The 16,641-nt window shown below is 71.7% G+C and carries 15 protein-coding genes and 1 riboswitch; of the genes, 9 read left to right on the forward strand and 6 right to left on the reverse strand.

Going from position 1 to position 16,641, the window contains the following annotated elements; all coding sequences use genetic code 11:
* Positions 1-53: 53 nt before the first annotated feature.
* A complete protein-coding gene (locus OHQ87_RS12820) occupies positions 54-998 on the forward strand; it encodes an acyltransferase domain-containing protein (RefSeq protein WP_328348139.1) in 945 nt (314 codons plus the stop codon).
* 84 nt (positions 999-1,082) lie between these two features.
* On the opposite strand, the gene OHQ87_RS12825 is transcribed toward OHQ87_RS12820, so the two are convergent.
* Entirely contained in the window at positions 1,083-1,580 is a 498-nt protein-coding gene (locus OHQ87_RS12825) for a MarR family winged helix-turn-helix transcriptional regulator (protein ID WP_328348141.1), read from the reverse strand.
* A 31-nt stretch (positions 1,581-1,611) separates the two neighbouring features.
* On the opposite strand from OHQ87_RS12825, the gene OHQ87_RS12830 reads away from it, so the two are divergent.
* Positions 1,612-2,712, forward strand: a complete 1,101-nt coding sequence (locus OHQ87_RS12830) for a bifunctional NAD(P)H-dependent oxidoreductase/GNAT family N-acetyltransferase (RefSeq protein WP_328348142.1) — start codon at positions 1,612-1,614, stop codon at positions 2,710-2,712.
* Here the strand turns inward: OHQ87_RS12830 and OHQ87_RS12835 are convergent.
* Together OHQ87_RS12835 and OHQ87_RS12840 are read right to left on the reverse strand one after the other, a co-directional pair.
* Complete coding sequence (locus OHQ87_RS12835) at positions 2,681-3,784, reverse strand: Gfo/Idh/MocA family protein (protein ID WP_328348144.1); 1,104 nt, start codon at positions 3,782-3,784, stop codon at positions 2,681-2,683. The two genes, OHQ87_RS12830 and OHQ87_RS12835, sit on opposite strands and share 32 nt — an antisense overlap.
* On the reverse strand, positions 3,754-4,464 hold the full coding sequence (locus tag OHQ87_RS12840; protein ID WP_328348146.1) for a ThuA domain-containing protein: 711 nt from the start codon (positions 4,462-4,464) through the stop codon (positions 3,754-3,756). The genes OHQ87_RS12835 and OHQ87_RS12840 overlap by 31 nt, the downstream gene beginning before the upstream one ends.
* 280 nt (positions 4,465-4,744) lie before the next feature.
* On the opposite strand from OHQ87_RS12840, the gene OHQ87_RS12845 reads away from it, so the two are divergent.
* The 3 genes from OHQ87_RS12845 to OHQ87_RS12855 all read left to right on the forward strand — a co-directional run bounded on the left by OHQ87_RS12845 (position 4,745) and on the right by OHQ87_RS12855 (position 8,102).
* Positions 4,745-5,305: a hypothetical protein gene (locus OHQ87_RS12845; protein WP_328348148.1), complete on the forward strand. Its 561-nt coding sequence runs from the start codon at positions 4,745-4,747 to the stop codon at positions 5,303-5,305.
* A gap of 323 nt (positions 5,306-5,628) precedes the next feature.
* Positions 5,629-6,318 carry a response regulator transcription factor gene (locus tag OHQ87_RS12850; RefSeq protein ID WP_328348150.1) on the forward strand — a complete coding sequence of 230 codons (690 nt, stop codon included), beginning with the start codon at positions 5,629-5,631 and terminating at the stop codon, positions 6,316-6,318.
* Complete coding sequence (locus tag OHQ87_RS12855) at positions 6,315-8,102, forward strand: sensor histidine kinase (protein ID WP_328348152.1); 1,788 nt, start codon at positions 6,315-6,317, stop codon at positions 8,100-8,102. Before OHQ87_RS12850 ends, OHQ87_RS12855 begins: the two co-directional genes overlap by 4 nt.
* A 23-nt stretch (positions 8,103-8,125) precedes the next feature.
* Here OHQ87_RS12855 and OHQ87_RS12860 read toward each other — a convergent pair whose 3' ends face one another.
* Positions 8,126-8,845, reverse strand: coding sequence for a hypothetical protein (locus tag OHQ87_RS12860; RefSeq protein WP_328348154.1), 720 nt, complete (start codon positions 8,843-8,845; stop codon positions 8,126-8,128).
* Between the two features lie 55 nt (positions 8,846-8,900).
* Positions 8,901-9,806 carry an oxidoreductase gene (locus OHQ87_RS12865; RefSeq protein WP_328348156.1) on the reverse strand — a complete coding sequence of 302 codons (906 nt, stop codon included), beginning with the start codon at positions 9,804-9,806 and terminating at the stop codon, positions 8,901-8,903.
* A gap of 127 nt (positions 9,807-9,933) precedes the next feature.
* Here OHQ87_RS12865 and OHQ87_RS12870 point away from each other — a divergent pair, with 127 nt between their 5' ends.
* The 3 genes from OHQ87_RS12870 (at position 9,934) to OHQ87_RS12880 (ending at position 14,597) form a co-directional block, all read left to right on the forward strand.
* Positions 9,934-10,821: a helix-turn-helix transcriptional regulator gene (locus OHQ87_RS12870; RefSeq protein ID WP_328348158.1), complete on the forward strand. Its 888-nt coding sequence runs from the start codon at positions 9,934-9,936 to the stop codon at positions 10,819-10,821.
* A 26-nt stretch (positions 10,822-10,847) separates the two neighbouring features.
* Positions 10,848-11,068, forward strand: a riboswitch (cobalamin riboswitch).
* Between the two features lie 119 nt (positions 11,069-11,187).
* On the forward strand, positions 11,188-13,566 hold the full coding sequence (locus OHQ87_RS12875; protein WP_328348160.1) for a ribonucleoside-diphosphate reductase subunit alpha: 2,379 nt from the start codon (positions 11,188-11,190) through the stop codon (positions 13,564-13,566).
* A gap of 53 nt (positions 13,567-13,619) precedes the next feature.
* A complete protein-coding gene (locus OHQ87_RS12880) occupies positions 13,620-14,597 on the forward strand; it encodes a ribonucleotide-diphosphate reductase subunit beta (protein WP_328348830.1) in 978 nt (325 codons plus the stop codon).
* A 127-nt stretch (positions 14,598-14,724) separates the two neighbouring features.
* Here the strand turns inward: OHQ87_RS12880 and OHQ87_RS12885 are convergent, their stop codons facing one another.
* Complete coding sequence (locus OHQ87_RS12885; protein WP_328348162.1) at positions 14,725-15,915, reverse strand: PIG-L family deacetylase; 1,191 nt, start codon at positions 15,913-15,915, stop codon at positions 14,725-14,727.
* A gap of 191 nt (positions 15,916-16,106) precedes the next feature.
* Here OHQ87_RS12885 and OHQ87_RS12890 point away from each other — a divergent pair, with 191 nt between their 5' ends.
* The gene (locus OHQ87_RS12890) at positions 16,107-16,640 is read left to right on the forward strand and encodes a mycothiol transferase (RefSeq protein WP_328348164.1); all 534 of its coding nucleotides are present in this window, start codon (positions 16,107-16,109) and stop codon (positions 16,638-16,640) included.
* Position 16,641 lies beyond the last annotated feature (1 nt).

Raw genomic sequence — 16,641 nt, forward strand, 5'->3', positions numbered from 1 at the left:
GTAACGCCCTGACGGAGTGCGGAGGACAGCCCGGTGGCCGGTACGATCAGCCGGTGGACCTGGACGACATCGCCGCCCGACTCGGGTTGCCCGTCGAGGAGGTCGAGCGGGTGCACCGGCTCGCCGGTGACCGACCGTCGACCCCGCTGCCCGCCAGGGCCGACGCGTCGGAGATCCTCGACCGGCTCGCGGTACGACCGGACGACGCCGCCGAGATCATGGCCGGCTGGCCCGACCCCGACTCTCCCCTGTGGACCCCGGAGCTGCGCTGGCTGCTCGACCGCTCGACGGCCCTGGTCCGCGCCGACCTCGGCGGTTACGAGTGGCTGTCGCCCGGCCCGGAGCTTCCCCGCGACCGGGGCCCCGCCTGGCGACACCTCTACGTGTACGGCTACCTCGCCCTGGTCGACGTGGTCACCGGGTTCCACCGCGAGCACGGCATCGCCGGGTCCGTCTCCTGGACGACCCTCGCCGACCTGGGCCGCAACCTGGCGATCGACAGGCGGATGCACGGCGAGGGCTGGCCGGTCATGCAGAGCTGGTTGACCCTGCACGTCCGTGGCGGCCTCTACGAGCTGGGCCGGCTCCAGCACCAGCGTGGTGGCAGCGCCATCGACCTGCACATCCCGGACGCGGGGCCGCTGACGCCGGAGGCGGTCGACGCGTCGCTCGACGCGGCCCGGGAGTTCTTCCCCCGGCACTTCCCCGACGAGCACCACACCGCCTTCTCCTGCGGCTCCTGGCTGCTCGATCCGCAACTGCGGGACTACCTCCCCGAGGACTCCAACATCATCCGGTTCCAGCGCCGGTTAGAGTTGCAGCCCTACGTGCCGCAGGACGGGCCGGACGCCGACGTCGAGGTACTACGGTTCGCCTTCCGTACGCTCAGCACGCCGCTCGACCAGCTACCCCGGCGTACCGTGCTGCAACGCGCGATCGTCGACCACCTGACGGCCGGCGGTCACTGGCACTGGCGGCACGGCCGCTTCCCGATCTAGAGCCGGGGCGTCCGGGGCCCGCCGGTCGGATGCGGTGCCGGACCGCCCGCCCGGGTCGACGGTGGACAGTCCCGCGGAGGACGATCACGCCGGGGACTGCCCTGACCCGTCGGGATCGTCGTCGGCGCGGGGCCGCTCCAGCCGTCCGGCGATCTGTTCGAGGGCGGCGAGGTCCCGAGGGGCTAGCCGGTCGATGAGGTGCCGCCGTACCGACTCGACGTGGACCGGTGCGGCGTCCCGGAGGGCGGCCCGGCCCGGTGCGGTCAGCACGAGCAGGCAGCCCCTGCCGTCGGCCGGATCCGGTGCGCGGCGCAACAGCCCGCGCGCTTCCATCCGGCTCGCGTGCCGGGACAGCCGGCTGCGTGACCAGCCCATCTTGTCGGCCTGTTCGCCAAGCGTGCTGGTCTGTGCGTGTTGTTCCGACAGGGTGCTCAGCACCTCGTAGTCGGCTTCGGAGAGGCCGATCACCGCCAGGTCACGCGCGGTGCCGGTCTGGACGGCGACCATCACCCGCCGCCAGGCCCGCCAGGCCCGTTCCTCGGCCGGCTCCAGCCAACGGGCCGACCCCGACTTAGTTGACATGTAATCAATCTAGCATCTAGCCTTCGTTTCTATGTCAACGAGACCGCTTCGCATTCTTGCGCTGACCTGCAGCACCCGCCCCGGCGCGCTCGGCCCCGAGGTGGGGCGGTGGTTGCTCGAAGCGGTCTCCCCCCGGGCCGCCGAGCTCGACGTCGAGGTGGTGCCGGTGGCGCTCGGCGACCTGGAGCTGCCGTTCCTCGACGAGGAGGAATCCCCGTCGTCGGGTGTCTACCGGCACGAGCACACCCGCCGGTGGAGCGCGACCGTCGACGCGGCGGACGGCTTCATCGCGGTCACCCCGGAGTACAACCACGCGATGCCGGCGACCCTGAAGAACGCGTTGGACTACCTCGGCAGCGAGTGGGCGTGGAAGCCGATCGGCTTCGTCAGCTACGGCTACACCGCGGCCGGCACCCGGGCGGTGGCGCACGCCAAGCAGGTGGTCACCCCGCTGCGCCTGGTGCCGACGGGCGCCACGGTCGCCATCGGCATCGGCGACGCCGTGGTGGACGGCCGGCTGCGGCCGGACGCCGGCCGGGACGCCACGGGTGTCGCGCTGCTGGACGAGGTGGTCCGGCTGGCCCACGCCCTGCGGCCGATGCGCGAGCGCGGGCGGGCCGACAGTGTGCCCGGCCCGCTGCCGGGCTCCTACGCGAGGCGGCTGACCCCGCACGACGCCCCGGAGGTCACCGTGCTGCAACGGTGCTGCTGGACCGAGGAGGCGGTGGCCAACGACACGCTTGCCATCCCACCGCTGCACGAGTCGCCGGAGGAGGTACGGGAGTGGCTGGAGAGCTGGCACACCACCGGCGTCTGGCGTGACGGCCGGCTGCTGGGCATGGTGCGGATCCGCACCGACGGCACCGACTGCCACCTGGGCCGGCTCGCCGTCGTGCCCGACCTGCGCGGCCGGGGGCTGGGCCGGTGGCTGTTGCGGGCCGTCGAGGCCGCCGCCGGGCCGCAGTGCCACCGCATCCTGCTGTTCACCGGCACCCGGAGCCTGCGCAACATCGACCTCTACCGGAGCGTGGGCTACCAGCCGGTGCCACTGACCAGCCCGGACGGCACGGTCTGCCTGGCCAAGGAGCTGTCCGCGCCGGTCAGCGCCCCTGCCACTCCCCGGTGGGGGTGAGCGGGACGGGGCTGGGTCGCCGCACCGTCGTGGTCAGCGCGATCCGCCGACCCTCGGCCGCCGCCCGCAGCAGGCCCGTCATCGTGTCGAGCACGTGCAACGCCAGGTCACCGCCCGCCCGGGGCGCCCGCGTGGCATCGGCCCGGACCGCGTCGATCAACCCGAGGCCCCGGGCGCCCTCCCGGTAACCCGCCGACGGCGGGAGCACCCGCCATCCGTCACCGCCGAGCGGGCAGAGCCGGACCTCGCCGTCGAAGTAGTTCGGATCGGGCACCGCCAGGGTGCCGGTCTCCCCGTGCACCTCGATCGGCGCGGCCGTCGTGGTGACCCCGTCGAAACTCGTGGTGATGGTGGACAGCACACCGCTGGCGTGTTCGAGCACGCCGCTCACATGGGTGTCCACCTGCACCGGGATGCGCTGGCCCAGGCGTGGGCCGGAGCCGACGACCCGCTCGGGGCGCAGCCGGCTGGCCGCCGCCGTCACCGCGCGTACCGGCCCGAGCAGGTGGATCAACGCCGAGAGGTAGTACGGGCCCATGTCCAGCAACGGGCCACCCCCCGGGGCGTAGTAGAAGTCGGGGTGCGGATGCCAGCGCTCGTGCCCGGGGGTGACCATGACGGCCGAGGCGGCCAGCGGACGCCCGATCAGCCCGCCGTCGATCGCCGCACGGGCCGTCTGCGTCCCGGTGCCCAGGACGGTGTCCGGCGCGCAGCCTACCCGGACGCCGGCCGCTGCGGCCCGGTCGACGACCGCCCGACCGTCCGGGAACGTCACGGCGAGCGGCTTCTCGACGTACACGTGCTTGCCCGCGTCGATCGCGGCGAGCGAGAGCTCGGCGTGCGCCGCGGGGATGGTCAGGTTGAGCACCGTCTGCACGTCCGGGCGGGCGAGCAGGTCCGCGACGCCCACCGCCGCGGCACCGGGGATGGTGGCGGCGGCCTCGGCCGACCGGGTGGCGTCCAGGTCGGCCACCGCGACGATGCTGATCTCGGGGTGGTGCGCCAGGGTGTCCAGATAGGCGCGGGAGATGACCCCGAGTCCTACGATGCCGACACGGTGCGGGTCGCCCACAGCATCCCCCTCTCGATGACGGTCCGCACGGACGGGTGTTCCAGCACGTCGAGGCTGTGACCCGGGGTCGTCACGACGACCCGGCCGGCGCCCCAACGTCGGGTCCAGATCGCCGGCGAGGTGACCGGCCGGTGCCAGGGGTGCCAGTCCCGGGTGGGGTGGACGGTGGTGGCCAGCACGTCGATCAGGTCGTCGTGCAGCACCCAGTACTGCTCGGTGACCAGCTCGATGTCGGCGATCCCGGCGGTGACCGGATGCTCCCGGCCGAGGTCGGTGACCGTCACCGTGTGCGGCAGGAAGTTGTCCTCCTCGCCCCCGCTGCGCTCGCAGGGCTGCCGACCCGGATGGGTGGCGAACTGGCCGCCCACCAGGTGCAGGTAGTCCGACGAGGCCCGGAAGGCGTCCACGATGCCGCCGTGCCAGCCGGTCAGGCCCGTCCCGGCGACCACCGCCGCACTCAGGCCCGCCACCTGCTCGGCGGTGATCTCCGCCATCGTCATGCACTGTACGACGAGGTCGGTGTCGGCCATCGCGGCGGCGTCGGCGTAGACCTCTGTGGACTCCTCGATCCGCACGGTGTAGCCGTTGCCTTCGAGGAAGGGGAGGAACAGCTCGGTCGCCCGGACCGGCTGGTGCCCCTCCCATCCACCGCGTACCACAAGTGCTCTGCGCTGCGTCACCCTCGCTCCCCTCCACGGTCAGTCGCCCACCGGGCCGGCCGCTCCCGCCCCGGCGAAGTGCGCCGACGACCCTGCCGGCCGGGCACCGAAACCGTACTCGTATCCACCGACACGATTGGTCCCGGACGACCTCTGCCTCGACGCGGTCACCCGGGAGGCGTCGTCGTCCCGGCGGTGCGGCGGGCCGGTGTTCGTCCGCCGCGGTAAACAGCTTCCTGACAGTCGACGGTGATGCTCGGTTTCGGCGAGATCGCCGTAGAGCCGACCGGAAGGCGTCACGATGAGGAAGCAACTGATGGCCGCGCTGTTCACCGCCGTGCTGATCGGCGGCACAGGGTGCTCGGCCGCCGGCGACGACCGGCCCGAGGCCGGTGCCACCACGCAGCAGGCGGAGGTGGCCACCCTCCATACCGGCCCGCCCACTCCCACCGCGTCGGCGACGCCGCAGGCCGAGCGGCCACGGGAGCGCCTGGACGACACCGAGGAGGACACCAAGGCGCGCTACAAACCGTACGAGAAGTGCATGCTGGAGCACGGTGTCGACGTCCACAGGGAACGTGCCGGCACCACCAAGTCGGGCAAGGTCGGCGAGGCGAGCAGGGCGTGCGACGCCCTGATGCCGCTGCCGCCGTGGGAGCTGGACCCGGCCAACCCGGAGGCGAAGGACTTCGCGCGGGACGTGGTGAAGTGCCTGAAGGAGAAGGGCGTCCGGTACGTCGAGGTCGGCTCGGACGGCACGGGCTGGGCCTTCGGCGGCAAGGACAACGACTCGGACTCGATCTCCAAGGGGTTGAAGTACTCCCCGGCGTGTGAGCGTGAGGTCGCCGCGAAGCGGAAGTAGCCGCGAGCGCGGGAGGTCCACGACCGCCCTGCCACGGTGGCGTCGTCCCGACCGGGGCGACGCCACCGGCCGCGACGTCCCGGGACACGAACCATGACGGCCCGGATGCGGACCGCGACGGTTCCGAGTGCCGACGGCAGCCCTGCGGGCCGATCGTGACACCGGTTTGTCAGGAACCGGTCAGGGGCCGGGATGACCTTCTTCTCACGGTCGCCGGGTCCCCACCCCACCCGTCCACCGAACTGCGGAAGGACCGGAGGACACCCGGTGTCACCACCTTTCGCAGGATTCGCACCCCGGTGACCTGCTCTATATTCCCCACCATGTGCGCACACGTGATGCTCGCGGAGGACGACGAGCGGCAGGCCGAGGCGCTGCGCCGGTACCTCGTCGCGGCGGGTCACCGGGCGACGATCGTGGCCGACGGTGAGACGGCCCTGCGCCAGGCCCGGGAACAGCCGTTCGACCTCCTCCTGCTCGACGTGATGCTGCCGAAACTGGACGGCATGCAGGTCTGCCGGATGATCCGCCAGGAGTCGGACGTGCCGGTGCTGATGCTGACCGCGCGGTCGGCCGAGGACGACCTGCTGCGCGGGCTGGATCTGGGCGCCGACGACTACATGACCAAGCCGTACAGCCCGCGCGAGTTGGTCGCCCGGATCCGGACGCTGCTGCGTCGGGTCCGGACCGCACCCCAGCAGTCGCCGGTGCACCGGCTCGGGCGGCTCACCGTCGACGAGGCCCGCCGCCTGGTCACCGCGGGGGATGCCCCGGTCGACTGCACGGCCGGCGAGTTCGCCATCCTCGCCGCGATGATCCGTCAGCCCGGTCGGGTGTTCAGCCGTGGTCAACTGCTGGAACACACCCGGGGCGTCGACCGGGAGTCGACCGGGCGCACCATCGACGTCCACGTGATGAACCTGCGCCGCAAGATCGAGGCCAACCCCCGCCGGCCGCAGCAGCTGCTGACCGTCTACGGCGTCGGTTACAAGCTGGGTGCCGGCACGTCGTGAAGCGGCAACGGGTCCCCCTGCACCGCAGCCTGGTGGTGCGGCTGCTGGCCACCTCGCTGCTGGTGGCGGTCTGCGCGATCCTGGCCACGACCTGGCTGGCCGTGCAGTCGACCACCCGGGCGATCCGACAGGAACAGGGTCGCTCGCTCGCCGACGACAAGAGCATCTACGACACGCTGTTGACCCACGCCGCCACCCACCGGGACTGGACTGGCGTGGAGGCGGTGCTCGCCGGGCGGGCCGACCGGCTCGAACGCCGGATCACCCTGATGACCCCGGACCGGCAGGTGATCGCCGACTCCGCGCCGGACGGCCCGTCGTTGCAGACGGCCCGACCGTCGGCGACCGTCGACCCGTTGCAGGTGGACCTGGGCCTGACCGGCGGGACCGAGCGCACCGATCCACGCGCGGTCGGGCCGTACCGGCTGACCAAGCGGGAGAGCACCACCACCCGGGACCTGGCCACCCGGCAGCTCGGCTGCGTCCAGGCCGAATCCACGGCGGACGCGAGGGTGGTGGTCGGTCCGACCGGACGGGCCTCGGTGCAGGTGACCGACGCGAGAGACCGCGGCATCGTCGAGTTCTGCCTGCCTGCGGAGCTGACGGAGCCGTTGCCGAGCGAGGCCGACGGGATCACCCAACTGGAGACCCTGACCAAGAGCTGCCTCCGCGAGCTCGGAGCACCGACCCGGGTCGAGATCAGGGCGGACCGTACCGCGGTACGCAGCCGTGACTCCGGCTTCGACAAGCAGGTCGACGGCTGCCTGCAGAAGGCGCGCACGGCCCAACTGCGCGCGTACGTGGCGCCACCGGCGTTGCTGTTCGTGACCGACGAGGCCCAGGGTGGCGCCGAGCCGGTGTTCAACCTGTCCCGGGCGAACGTGGTGCGCATCGCCCAGGTGACCGGAACGGTGCTGGTGGCCACCGTGCTGATCACCGTGCTGGTCGGGCGGCGGCTGGTCCGACCGCTGCGGGCGCTCACCGACGCCACCCGGCAGCCGATGGCCGAACCGGCCCGGGTGCCGGTGACCACCCGCGACGAGATCGGCCTGCTGGCCACCGCGCTGAACGACCTCGCCGCCCGGCGCGAACAGACCGAGGCGCTGCGCCGGAACATGGTCAGCGACGTGGCGCACGAGTTGCGCACCCCGCTGACCAACATGCGCAGTTGGCTGGAGGCCGCCCAGGACGGTCTGGCGCAGCTCGACACCCAACTGCTCACCCTGCTGCTCGACGAGGCGCTGCTGCTGCAGCACATCATCGACGACCTGCGGGACCTGGCCGCCGCCGACGCCGGCGACCTACGCATCCACCGCGAGCCGTACTTCGTGGCCGACCTGCTGGAGCAGGTCGTCGAGGCGCACCGGGGCGCCGCCGAGGCCGCCGGGGTACGGCTGCGCACCTCGGTGGGCACCGACCTGGAGATGGCGGTCGACGGCGCCCGACTGCGCCAGATCGTCGGCAACATCGTCGCCAACGCGGTCCGGCACACCACCCCGGGCGGCTCGGTCGTCGTGCACTGCGCCGTGCGCGACGACCAGTTGGCCATCGCGGTGTCCGACACCGGAACCGGCATCGACCCCGCCGACCAGGCCAGGATCTTCGACAGGTTCTGGCGGGCCGACGACTCCCGGGCCCGCAGCACCGGCGGCAGCGGGCTCGGCCTGTCCATCGCGCGCAAGCTCGCCGAGGCGCACGACGGCACCATCGACGTCGAGAGCGTCCTGGGTCAGGGCAGCACCTTCACCGTCCGACTACCGATCGTCGTCCCGGCCCGCTCCTGACCCGTGGTCCGGGGATGGCGGCGTCAGGTCAGCAGCGCCGGTCGCAGCTCCGCGCCCACGTTGATCGTGCCGACCACCCGGTCACCGGTGAGGTCGAAGACGTTGACGGTCCGGTTGCTGCGCATGAGTTCCCGGGTCGACGGCGGCAGCGACGGTGGCTCCTTCATCGCCGCCCGGACGTCCCGGGCGGTCGAGATCAGTCGACCGACCAGCGACGCGCCGTCGTGGTCGACCCGTACCCGGCCGTACTCCCAGCCGCAGGTGGTGAGGTCGAGCACCTCGAACAGGCAGGCGAGCAGCGGGTGGGGGTCGGTCGCCCGGACGAACTGCGGGGCCCGACCACCGATGACCGTGGCGGCGGCGGTGACGTGCACGTACGGGTGGAGGCCGCCCGGCAGCGCGAACAGCGGCCAGTGCAGTTGGGCACCGGCCGCCCGCCACAGTGGTCGGTAGTTGCGGCGGTCGACCGGGAACCGGTGACCGCCACGCCGGTACAGCTCCGCCGTCTGGGCCAGCAGGTCCGCATGGGCCGCGTCGGCGAACTCACCGACGATCGCGGCCGCCACCGCCGCTCCGTCGCCGTCGTCGAGCCGGCGGACGATCTCCGCCACCTGTTCGGCCGACCGGACCGCCAGGTGAGCGCCGTACCGCTGCCGCACCTCGGTCAACAGCGCCGCCTGCCGGACCGGATCGTCCTGGACCTGCCGGCCCCCGCCGCCCAGTACCCGCCCGAGCCATCCCATGTCGCCTCGTCTCCACCGCCGTCACCGACCGCAGCCATGCTAGTGCGCCCCGACGTCAGAGACAGCTGACGCCTGTCAGTTCCTCGGCCGCCGTCCAGAGCCGACGGCCGACGGCGGGATCGGCGGCCTCCCGGCTGAGCCGGGCCTCGGCGACCGGTCCCCATGTCTCCCCGAGCCGGGACGGACCGAAGAACTGGCCGCCCCGTACCCCGGGGTCGGTGGCGGCACGCAACTGCGGCAGCGCGCCCCGCTCCACCGGCTGGGTGGCCAGCAGGCCGAGCCACGCGATCACCCGGCCCCGCCGGCCCCGGTGTTCCCACGCCCGGGGAGTCAGGTTGGTGCGGGTGACGCCGGGGTGGGCCAGCGTGCTGAGGACAGGTGATCCGGTGGCGCGCAGTCGGCGGTCCAGCTCGACACCGAAGACGGTGGTGGCGAGCTTGGACCGGCCGTAGGCGGCGGCGGCCCGGTAGCCACGTTCGAACATCAGGTCGGCGAAGTCCAGGTGTGCGCTCCGGTGGGTGATCGAGCTGAGACTCACCACCCGGGCCGCCCGCGCCGCCGCCAGGTTGCCGAGCAGCAGGCCGGTCAGCGCGAAGTGGCCCAGCAGGTTGGTGCCGAGGTGCGCCTCGAAGCCGTCGGGCGTGGTGCGGCGCGGGCCGAGCAGCACCGCACCGGCGTTGTTGACCAGCAGGTCGAGCACCGGATGATCGACTGTCAGCTTCGCCGCGAACGCCCGTACCGAGGCGAGGGAGGCCAGGTCCAGCTCGCGTACCTCGACGTCGCCGTCCATCCGGCGGGCGGCCTGCTCCCCGGCGGCGGTGTTGCGGACGGCGAGCACGACGTGCGCGCCGTGGCGGGCCAGTGCGGTGGCGGTGACCAGGCCGAGGCCCGAGTTCGCGCCGGTCACGACGGCGGTACGGCCGTGCTGGTCGGGGATGTGGGCGGCGGTCCATCCGGTCATCTGCTGCTCCTGGGAGATCGGGGTGGAGCGACGACGTTAGGAGCAATCCGGGCCGGATCGGTCGTTCCCGGTTGCCCAGGTCTGCCGGACCTACCTTCACCCGTCCGGGCCGCGACACACTTGCGGCATGACCCATCCGTACGCCCGCGAACTCGGCGATTTCCTGCGCGCCCGGCGCGGCCGGCTGCACCCCCGCGACGTCGGCCTGGAGCCGGGCGGCCGACGTAAGGTCACCGGGTTGCGGCGTGAGGAACTGGCCCTGCTGTCCGGGTTGAGCACCGACTACTACCAGCGGATGGAGCAGGGCCGCGAGGTCCGCCCGTCCGACGACGTGTTGGACGCGCTCGCCGGCGCGCTCGGCCTCGACGACGAGGAACGCCGGCACCTGTTCACCCTGGCCCGCGCCGCCCGCCGGCCGGTGCCCGTCCGGGTGGACCCCGGCCCGGAGCGGGTGCCGGAGAGCACCCGACGGCTGCTGCTGGTGCTGGACACCCCGGCGGTCGTGCTCGGCCGACACCTCGACCTGCTCGCCTGGAACCCGTGGGCGACGGCGCTGCTCGGCGACCCGGAGGGCTACCCGCCCGACCGGCTCAACATGCTCCTGCTGATGTTCGACGACCCGACGACCGCGTCGCGGCGCTGCGCGGCGTGGGAACAGCAGGCCATGGACTACATCGGCATGATGCGTGCCGCCGTCGCCACGGACCCCACCCACCCCCGGGCCACCGCGATCGTCGGCGAGCTGAGCATCCGCAGCGCCGAGTTCCGACGGCTGTGGGCCCGGCACGACGTGCGCGCTTCGGTCAGCGGCACCAAGACCTTCGAGGTCCCCGAGGTCGGTGACATCGTCCTGGACTGGGACACCTACCCGCTGCCCGGCAACCCCGGCCCGGTCATGCTGGTCTTCACCGCCGCGCCGGGCAGCCCCGACGCCGACCGGCTACGGCTGCTGGCGTCACTGCGCGCGACCGGCCGGGCGGGTGAGAGTGATCCGACACGCCGACGCGACATCTAGTGTTGCTTCTCCCCAGGGGACGCCATATATGGTGTCCCACGCAGCTGGTTCGACCGGGCCTGAACGGCCCGGTCGAGGCAACAGGGAACCCGGTGTAAATCCGGGACTGCCCCGCAGCGGTGAGTGGGAACGACCGCCGTCATCGAGCACTGGGCCGCGAGGTCTGGGAAGCGACGGCCAGTAGGCGACCGGTGGAACCCGGTCAGGCCCGCGAGTCCGAAGACCTGCCAGTGCGCCGTGCGCTGCTGCGTGCGGCGGTCGGAGGTCGCGCGGGACGACCGACGCCAGCAACCGGGCCGGCCGCCGCGCCGCGCCCGTTGGCGTTCTCCCGCGTCCGAGGGCCATCGGTGACAGCGAGGAGAGGTCATGACGAACGTAGCGGAGAGCCCCCCGTCCGAGGCCGACGGCGCGGAGCCACGCCGGCCGGCGATGCGGGTACGCAAGCGCAACGGCGACACCGAGCCGGTGGACGTCAACAAGATCGTCAAGGCGGTCGAGCGGTGGGCCGCCGACCTGGACGAGGTGGACCCGCTGCGGGTGGCGACCAAGACGATAAGCGGCCTCTACGACGGGGCGACCACTGCCGAGCTGGACAAGCTGTCGATCCAGACGGCGGCGGAGCTGATCGGCACCGAACCGCAGTACTCCCGGCTGGCGGCCCGGCTGCTGGCCGGCTACGTGGAGCAGGAGGTCCGCGGGCAGGCGGTGGCGAGCTTCAGCCAGTCCATCCGGTACGCCCACGGCCTCGGCCTGATCTCCGACGACACCGCCGCGTTCGTGGCCCGCAACGCCCGCACCCTCGACGACGCGGTCGACCCGGCGGGTGACCTGCGGTTCGAGTACTTCGGACTGCGCACGGTCGCCGACCGGTACCTGCTGCGGCACCCCGAGTCGCGGCTGGTGGTGGAGACCCCGCAGTACTGGCTGCTGCGGGTGGCCTGCGGGCTGTCCACCACGCCCGACGAGGCGGTCGGGTTCTACCGGTTGATGTCGTCGCTTGCCTACCTGCCGAGTTCCCCCACGTTGTTCAACTCCGGCACCCGGCACACGCAGATGTCGTCGTGTTTCCTGGTCGACTCGCCCCGCGACGAGCTCGACTCGATCTACGAGCGCTACCACCAGGTGGCGAAGCTGTCCAAGTTCTCCGGCGGCATCGGCATCTCCTGGTCGCGGGTACGTGGCCGGGGCGCGTTGATCCGGGGCACCAACGGCCGGTCGAACGGGATCGTGCCGTTCCTCAAGACCCTCGACGCCGGGGTGGCGGCGGTCAACCAGGGCGGCCGGCGCAAGGGGGCCGCCTGCGTCTATCTGGAGCCGTGGCATCCGGACGTCGAGGAGTTCCTGGAGCTGCGGGACAACACCGGCGAAGAGGCCCGGCGTACCCACAATCTCAACCTGGCCAACTGGATTCCGGACGAGTTCATGCGCCGGGTCGAAGCCGACGCCGACTGGTCGTTGATCGACCCGTCGGACGCCCCGGAGCTGCCCGACCTGTACGGCGAGGAGTTCGACGCCGCGTACCGGGTCGCGGAGAAGAAGGCCATCCGGACGGTCAGGGCCCGGGACCTGTACGGGCGGATGATGCGCACCCTGGCGCAGACCGGCAACGGGTGGATGACGTTCAAGGACGCGGCCAACCGGCTGTCCAACCAGACCGGCGCCCCGGGCAACACGATCCACCTGTCCAACCTGTGCACCGAGATCCTCGAGGTGAACAGCGACACCGAGACGGCGGTCTGCAATCTCGGGTCGGTCAACCTCGGCGCGCACCTGGCCGGGGACGGCGTCGACTGGGAGAAGCTGCGCGCCACGGTGCGTACGGCTGTGGTGTTCCTGGACCGGGTGATCGACATCAACTACTACCCGGCCGCGCAGGCGGCGGCGTCGAACCCGCGCTGGCGACCGGTCGGGCTGGGGCTGATGGGCCTGCAGGACGCGTTCTTCGCGCTGCGCCTGCCGTTCGACTCGGTCGAGGCCAGGGAGCTGTCCACCCGGGTGCAGGAGGAGATCTTCCTGACCGCGTTGGAGACGTCGACCGGCCTCGCCGAACGGTTCGGCACGCACCCGGCATACCACGAGACCCGGGCGGCCCGGGGTGACCTGCACCCGGACCTGTGGGGGGTCGAACCCACCCAGGTCGCGCGGTGGGCCGCGCTGCGTGCCCGGATCGCGGCGCACGGGCTGCGCAACTCGCTGCTCGTCGCGATCGCCCCGACCGCCACCATCGCGTCGATCGCCGGCTGCTACGAGTGCATCGAACCGCAGGTGTCCAACCTGTTCAAGCGCGAGACCATGTCCGGCGAGTTCCTCCAGATCAACACCTACCTGGTGCGGGAGCTGAAGGCGCGCGGGCTGTGGACGCCGGAGATCCGCGACCAGATCAAGCGGGCCGAGGGGTCGGTGCAGGGGATCGTCGACCTGCCCGCCGAGGTGCGGGAGCTGTTCCGCACCGCGTGGGAGCTGCCGCAGCGGGCGCTTGTCGACCTGGCCGCCGCGCGGGCACCCTACATCGACCAGTCGCAGTCGCTGAACCTGTTCCTGAGCGCGCCGACCATCGGCAAGCTGTCCTCGATGTACCTGTACGCCTGGAAGTCCGGCCTGAAGACCACCTACTACCTGCGGTCGCGTCCGGCGACCCGGATCCAGCAGGCCACCGTCACCGTCGCCCCGGTCGTCGCGGCCGGCGACGCCGAGGCGCTGGCCTGTTCCCTGGAGAACCCCGAGAGCTGCGAGGCGTGCCAGTGACCATCGTCGACGAACCCCGCACCGACGGGCGGCACCTGCTGCTCGACCCCGGCATGGACCTCACCCTGCGGCCGATGCGTTACCCGCACTTCTTCGACAGGTTCAAGGACGCCATCAAGAACACCTGGACGGTGGAGGAGGTCGACCTGCACTCCGACCTGGCCGACCTGGAACGGCTCTCGCCGGCCGAGCGGCACCTGGTGTCCCGGCTGGTGGCGTTCTTCGCCACCGGCGACACCATCGTCGCCAACAACCTGGTGCTCAACCTCTACCAGCACGTCAACTCCCCGGAGGGCCGGCTCTACCTGTCCCGGCAGCTGTTCGAGGAAGCCGTGCACGTGCAGTTCTACCTGAACCTGCTCGACACGTACGTCCCCGACGAGCAGGAACGCTTCGCCGCGTTCGCCGCCATCGAGAACATCCCCTCGATCCGGCGCAAGGCCGAGTTCTGTTTCCGCTGGATCGACTCGGTCTTCGGCCTGCGCGAGCTGAACAGCCGCGCCGACCGGCGGGCGTTCCTGCTCAACCTGATCTGCTTCGCCGCCTGCATCGAGGGGCTGTTCTTCTACGGCGCCTTCGCCTACGTCTACTTCCTTCGGTCCCGGGGCCTGCTCAACGGGTTGGCCTCCGGCACCAACTGGGTGTTCCGCGACGAGTCGATGCACATGGCGTTCGCCTTCGACGTGGTGGAGACCGTCCGGCGGGAGGAGCCGGAGCTGTTCGACGCCGAACTGGAGCAGCAGGTCACCGAGATGCTCGCCGAGGCGGTCGAGTGCGAGGTGCAGTTCGCCGAGGACCTGCTCGAACAGGGCGTCTCCGGGTTGTCGCTGACGGACATGCGGGCGTACCTGGAGCACGTGGCCGACCGGCGGCTCGCCCAGCTCGGCATCGCGCCGCGCTACGGCGCACAGAACCCGTTCGCGTTCATGGACCTGCAGGACGTGCAGGAGCTGTCGAACTTCTTCGAGCGGCGGGTGTCGGCATACCAGGTGGGGGTCAGCGGCAGCGTCACCTTCGACGACGACTTCTGACCCGGTCGGGCCGCAGCCCGGCCGACCGTGCCCGGGTGCACCGTTCACCGGCCGGGCCGGTTCCTGAGCGGCAGCCCGGTCCCGGTGGCGGGTACGCCACCGGACCGGGCTGCGGCTCGCTTCGGTCTCAGGGGCCGGTGTTGTTGAACACCTCGATCTCGGCGAGGCCGATGTTGACGGTGGAGCTGATGACCCCGGTGACGGTGAGCTTGACGCTGGTCACCGTCTTCGCCGCCGGGAGAATGATCTCGGTCGGGCCGCCGCCGTTGTCGAGGGCGCCGACCGCCGTGGAGGTGCCGTCGCTGAACAGCAGGGTGCCGCTGGTGATCTGGTCGTAGGGGTTGGGCCGGTCGTAGAGGACGATCCGGCGGATGGTGCGCGGGCTCGACCAGCTCAGGGTGAGCTGGCTGTTGACGCCGCCGGAGACGGTCGCCCACTCCCGGGTCGGGTCGTCGGGCCAGCCGGCGACCACCCCGTCGACCGCCTTGGCCGCCGTCTGCCCGCTGCCGGTGTCCTGGCTGGTCGCGGTGACGGTCGCCGTCCGGGCCAGGTTGGGGCCGAGCACCTTGTACTGCCGCTGGAGGAAAGCCGGGTAGTCGTAGCCGCCGCAGGTGGGCAGGCTGGTGCAGGCCCCGTCGTCGTACTGGCCGTAGGCGAAGAAGGCCGCGGACTTGCCGGCGACGTCGGTCGACCCCAGGTTCGCCGGATAGTTCTTGATCTTGTAATCGTGGTAGCCGGTGAAGGTGGGCGAGCCGACGTACGCCTGCTCGGCGGCCTGGGCGAAGTAGGCCGCGGCGTGGTGGTCGCTGTGGTCGCCGTCGCCGAAACTCCCCACGTGGTCCTGGGTGTTGACGGCGTCCGGCTGGTAGGCCGCCATCAGCCCGGCGAGGGTGTTGATCAGACTGGTCCGGCTGTAACTGGACGAGCCGGTGCCCAGCGACGTGATCGTGGAGATGTCGTTGAGCCAGAGCTTCTGCAGGCTCTGCGAGCCGGTGTTCGGGTGGCCCGTGCCACCGGGATAGCCGTCGGGAAGCCGGAGGAAGGCCAGCGAGACGGTGGGCTTGCCGGTGAGGGTGAAGACCGGGATCGGATGCCCGGTGATGCCGGCGTCCGCCTGGGTCCAGGTGTTGGCGACCCCGGCCATCTGGGCGTAGGCCACCTTGGCCCCGGTCTCCCGACCGCCCCAGTAGGTGCTGTCCCGGCCGGCGTCGCCCGCCGTGACGAAGACCGTGCGGACACAGCGGTTGGCCTGCACGTCGTGCAGCAGGTCCGGGCTGAGGAAGAGCAGGTCGTCGTCCTGGTGGGCGACCACGTTCATGATCGCGCCCTGCGGACAGCTCGGGCTGGCCTGGGCGGCGGGCGGTCCACCCAGGGCCGCTGCCGCGCAGCTGGCAGCCAGTGCGACGGCCAGGGCCCGGCGGAGCGGGCGGCCTGAAGAGCGATGTGGACGCAGGTCGGATCGACGCACAGTTACCTCCCCGTAGCAGTAGCGTGCGAACTCTTTCTATCATGGACAGCCGCCTATCTCTGCCCGCCCTGAGCGACCACCGCAGGAAAGCCGGGACGACTCGACGCACGCCGCTCCGACAGACGTTCGTCCGTTGGTGTCCGCGCCCGCTCACGCCGTTCGGGGCGGCAGCAGACCCGCGCGAAGGACCGACATGCGGTACGACCCACCGCTGCCTATGGTGGAGCGATGGCTTCGCGATCCACCTCGGCGGGGTCGAACGGCGGTGGCTGCGGTGGGGTTTCGCGGCCGAGGACGTGTCACCGTTTCCGGCCGACGGCGAGGAGTGGGTCGTCACGCCCGACGACTCCCTGAACATCGTCACCCGGTGGTACCAGGAGGAGATCCGGGCGGTCGACGCCGTCGTCGAAGGGGTGCCGCTGGACCGACGGTCCCGGGTCGGCGGCCGGTTCCACACCTCGGCCGAGGCCCCCACGCTACAGCGGATCCTCTTCCATCTCGTGCAGGAGTACGCGCGGCACGTGGGGCAACTCGACGTGGCCCGGCAGTTGATCGACGGCACGACCGGCGAGTAGC

The organism is Micromonospora sp. NBC_00421 (assembly GCF_036017915.1).
In the GTDB taxonomy this organism is placed as follows: domain Bacteria; phylum Actinomycetota; class Actinomycetes; order Mycobacteriales; family Micromonosporaceae; genus Micromonospora.

Excerpts from the sequence above, each read along its gene's own strand:
- OHQ87_RS12825 (WP_328348141.1), bottom strand. The coding sequence starts at position 1,580 with ATGTCAACTAAGTCGGGGTCGGCCCGTTGGCTGGAGCCGGCCGAGGAA.
- OHQ87_RS12830 (WP_328348142.1), top strand. The coding sequence starts at position 1,612 with ATGTCAACGAGACCGCTTCGCATTCTTGCGCTGACCTGCAGCACCCGC.
- OHQ87_RS12845 (WP_328348148.1), top strand. The coding sequence starts at position 4,745 with ATGAGGAAGCAACTGATGGCCGCGCTGTTCACCGCCGTGCTGATCGGC.
- OHQ87_RS12850 (WP_328348150.1), top strand. The coding sequence starts at position 5,629 with ATGTGCGCACACGTGATGCTCGCGGAGGACGACGAGCGGCAGGCCGAG.
- OHQ87_RS12860 (WP_328348154.1), bottom strand. The coding sequence starts at position 8,845 with ATGGGATGGCTCGGGCGGGTACTGGGCGGCGGGGGCCGGCAGGTCCAG.
- OHQ87_RS12865 (WP_328348156.1), bottom strand. The coding sequence starts at position 9,806 with ATGACCGGATGGACCGCCGCCCACATCCCCGACCAGCACGGCCGTACC.
- OHQ87_RS12870 (WP_328348158.1), top strand. The coding sequence starts at position 9,934 with ATGACCCATCCGTACGCCCGCGAACTCGGCGATTTCCTGCGCGCCCGG.
- OHQ87_RS12875 (WP_328348160.1), top strand. The coding sequence starts at position 11,188 with ATGACGAACGTAGCGGAGAGCCCCCCGTCCGAGGCCGACGGCGCGGAG.
- OHQ87_RS12880 (WP_328348830.1), top strand. The coding sequence starts at position 13,620 with ATGGACCTCACCCTGCGGCCGATGCGTTACCCGCACTTCTTCGACAGG.
- OHQ87_RS12885 (WP_328348162.1), bottom strand. The coding sequence starts at position 15,915 with ATGAACGTGGTCGCCCACCAGGACGACGACCTGCTCTTCCTCAGCCCG.
- OHQ87_RS12890 (WP_328348164.1), top strand. The coding sequence starts at position 16,107 with ATGGACAGCCGCCTATCTCTGCCCGCCCTGAGCGACCACCGCAGGAAA.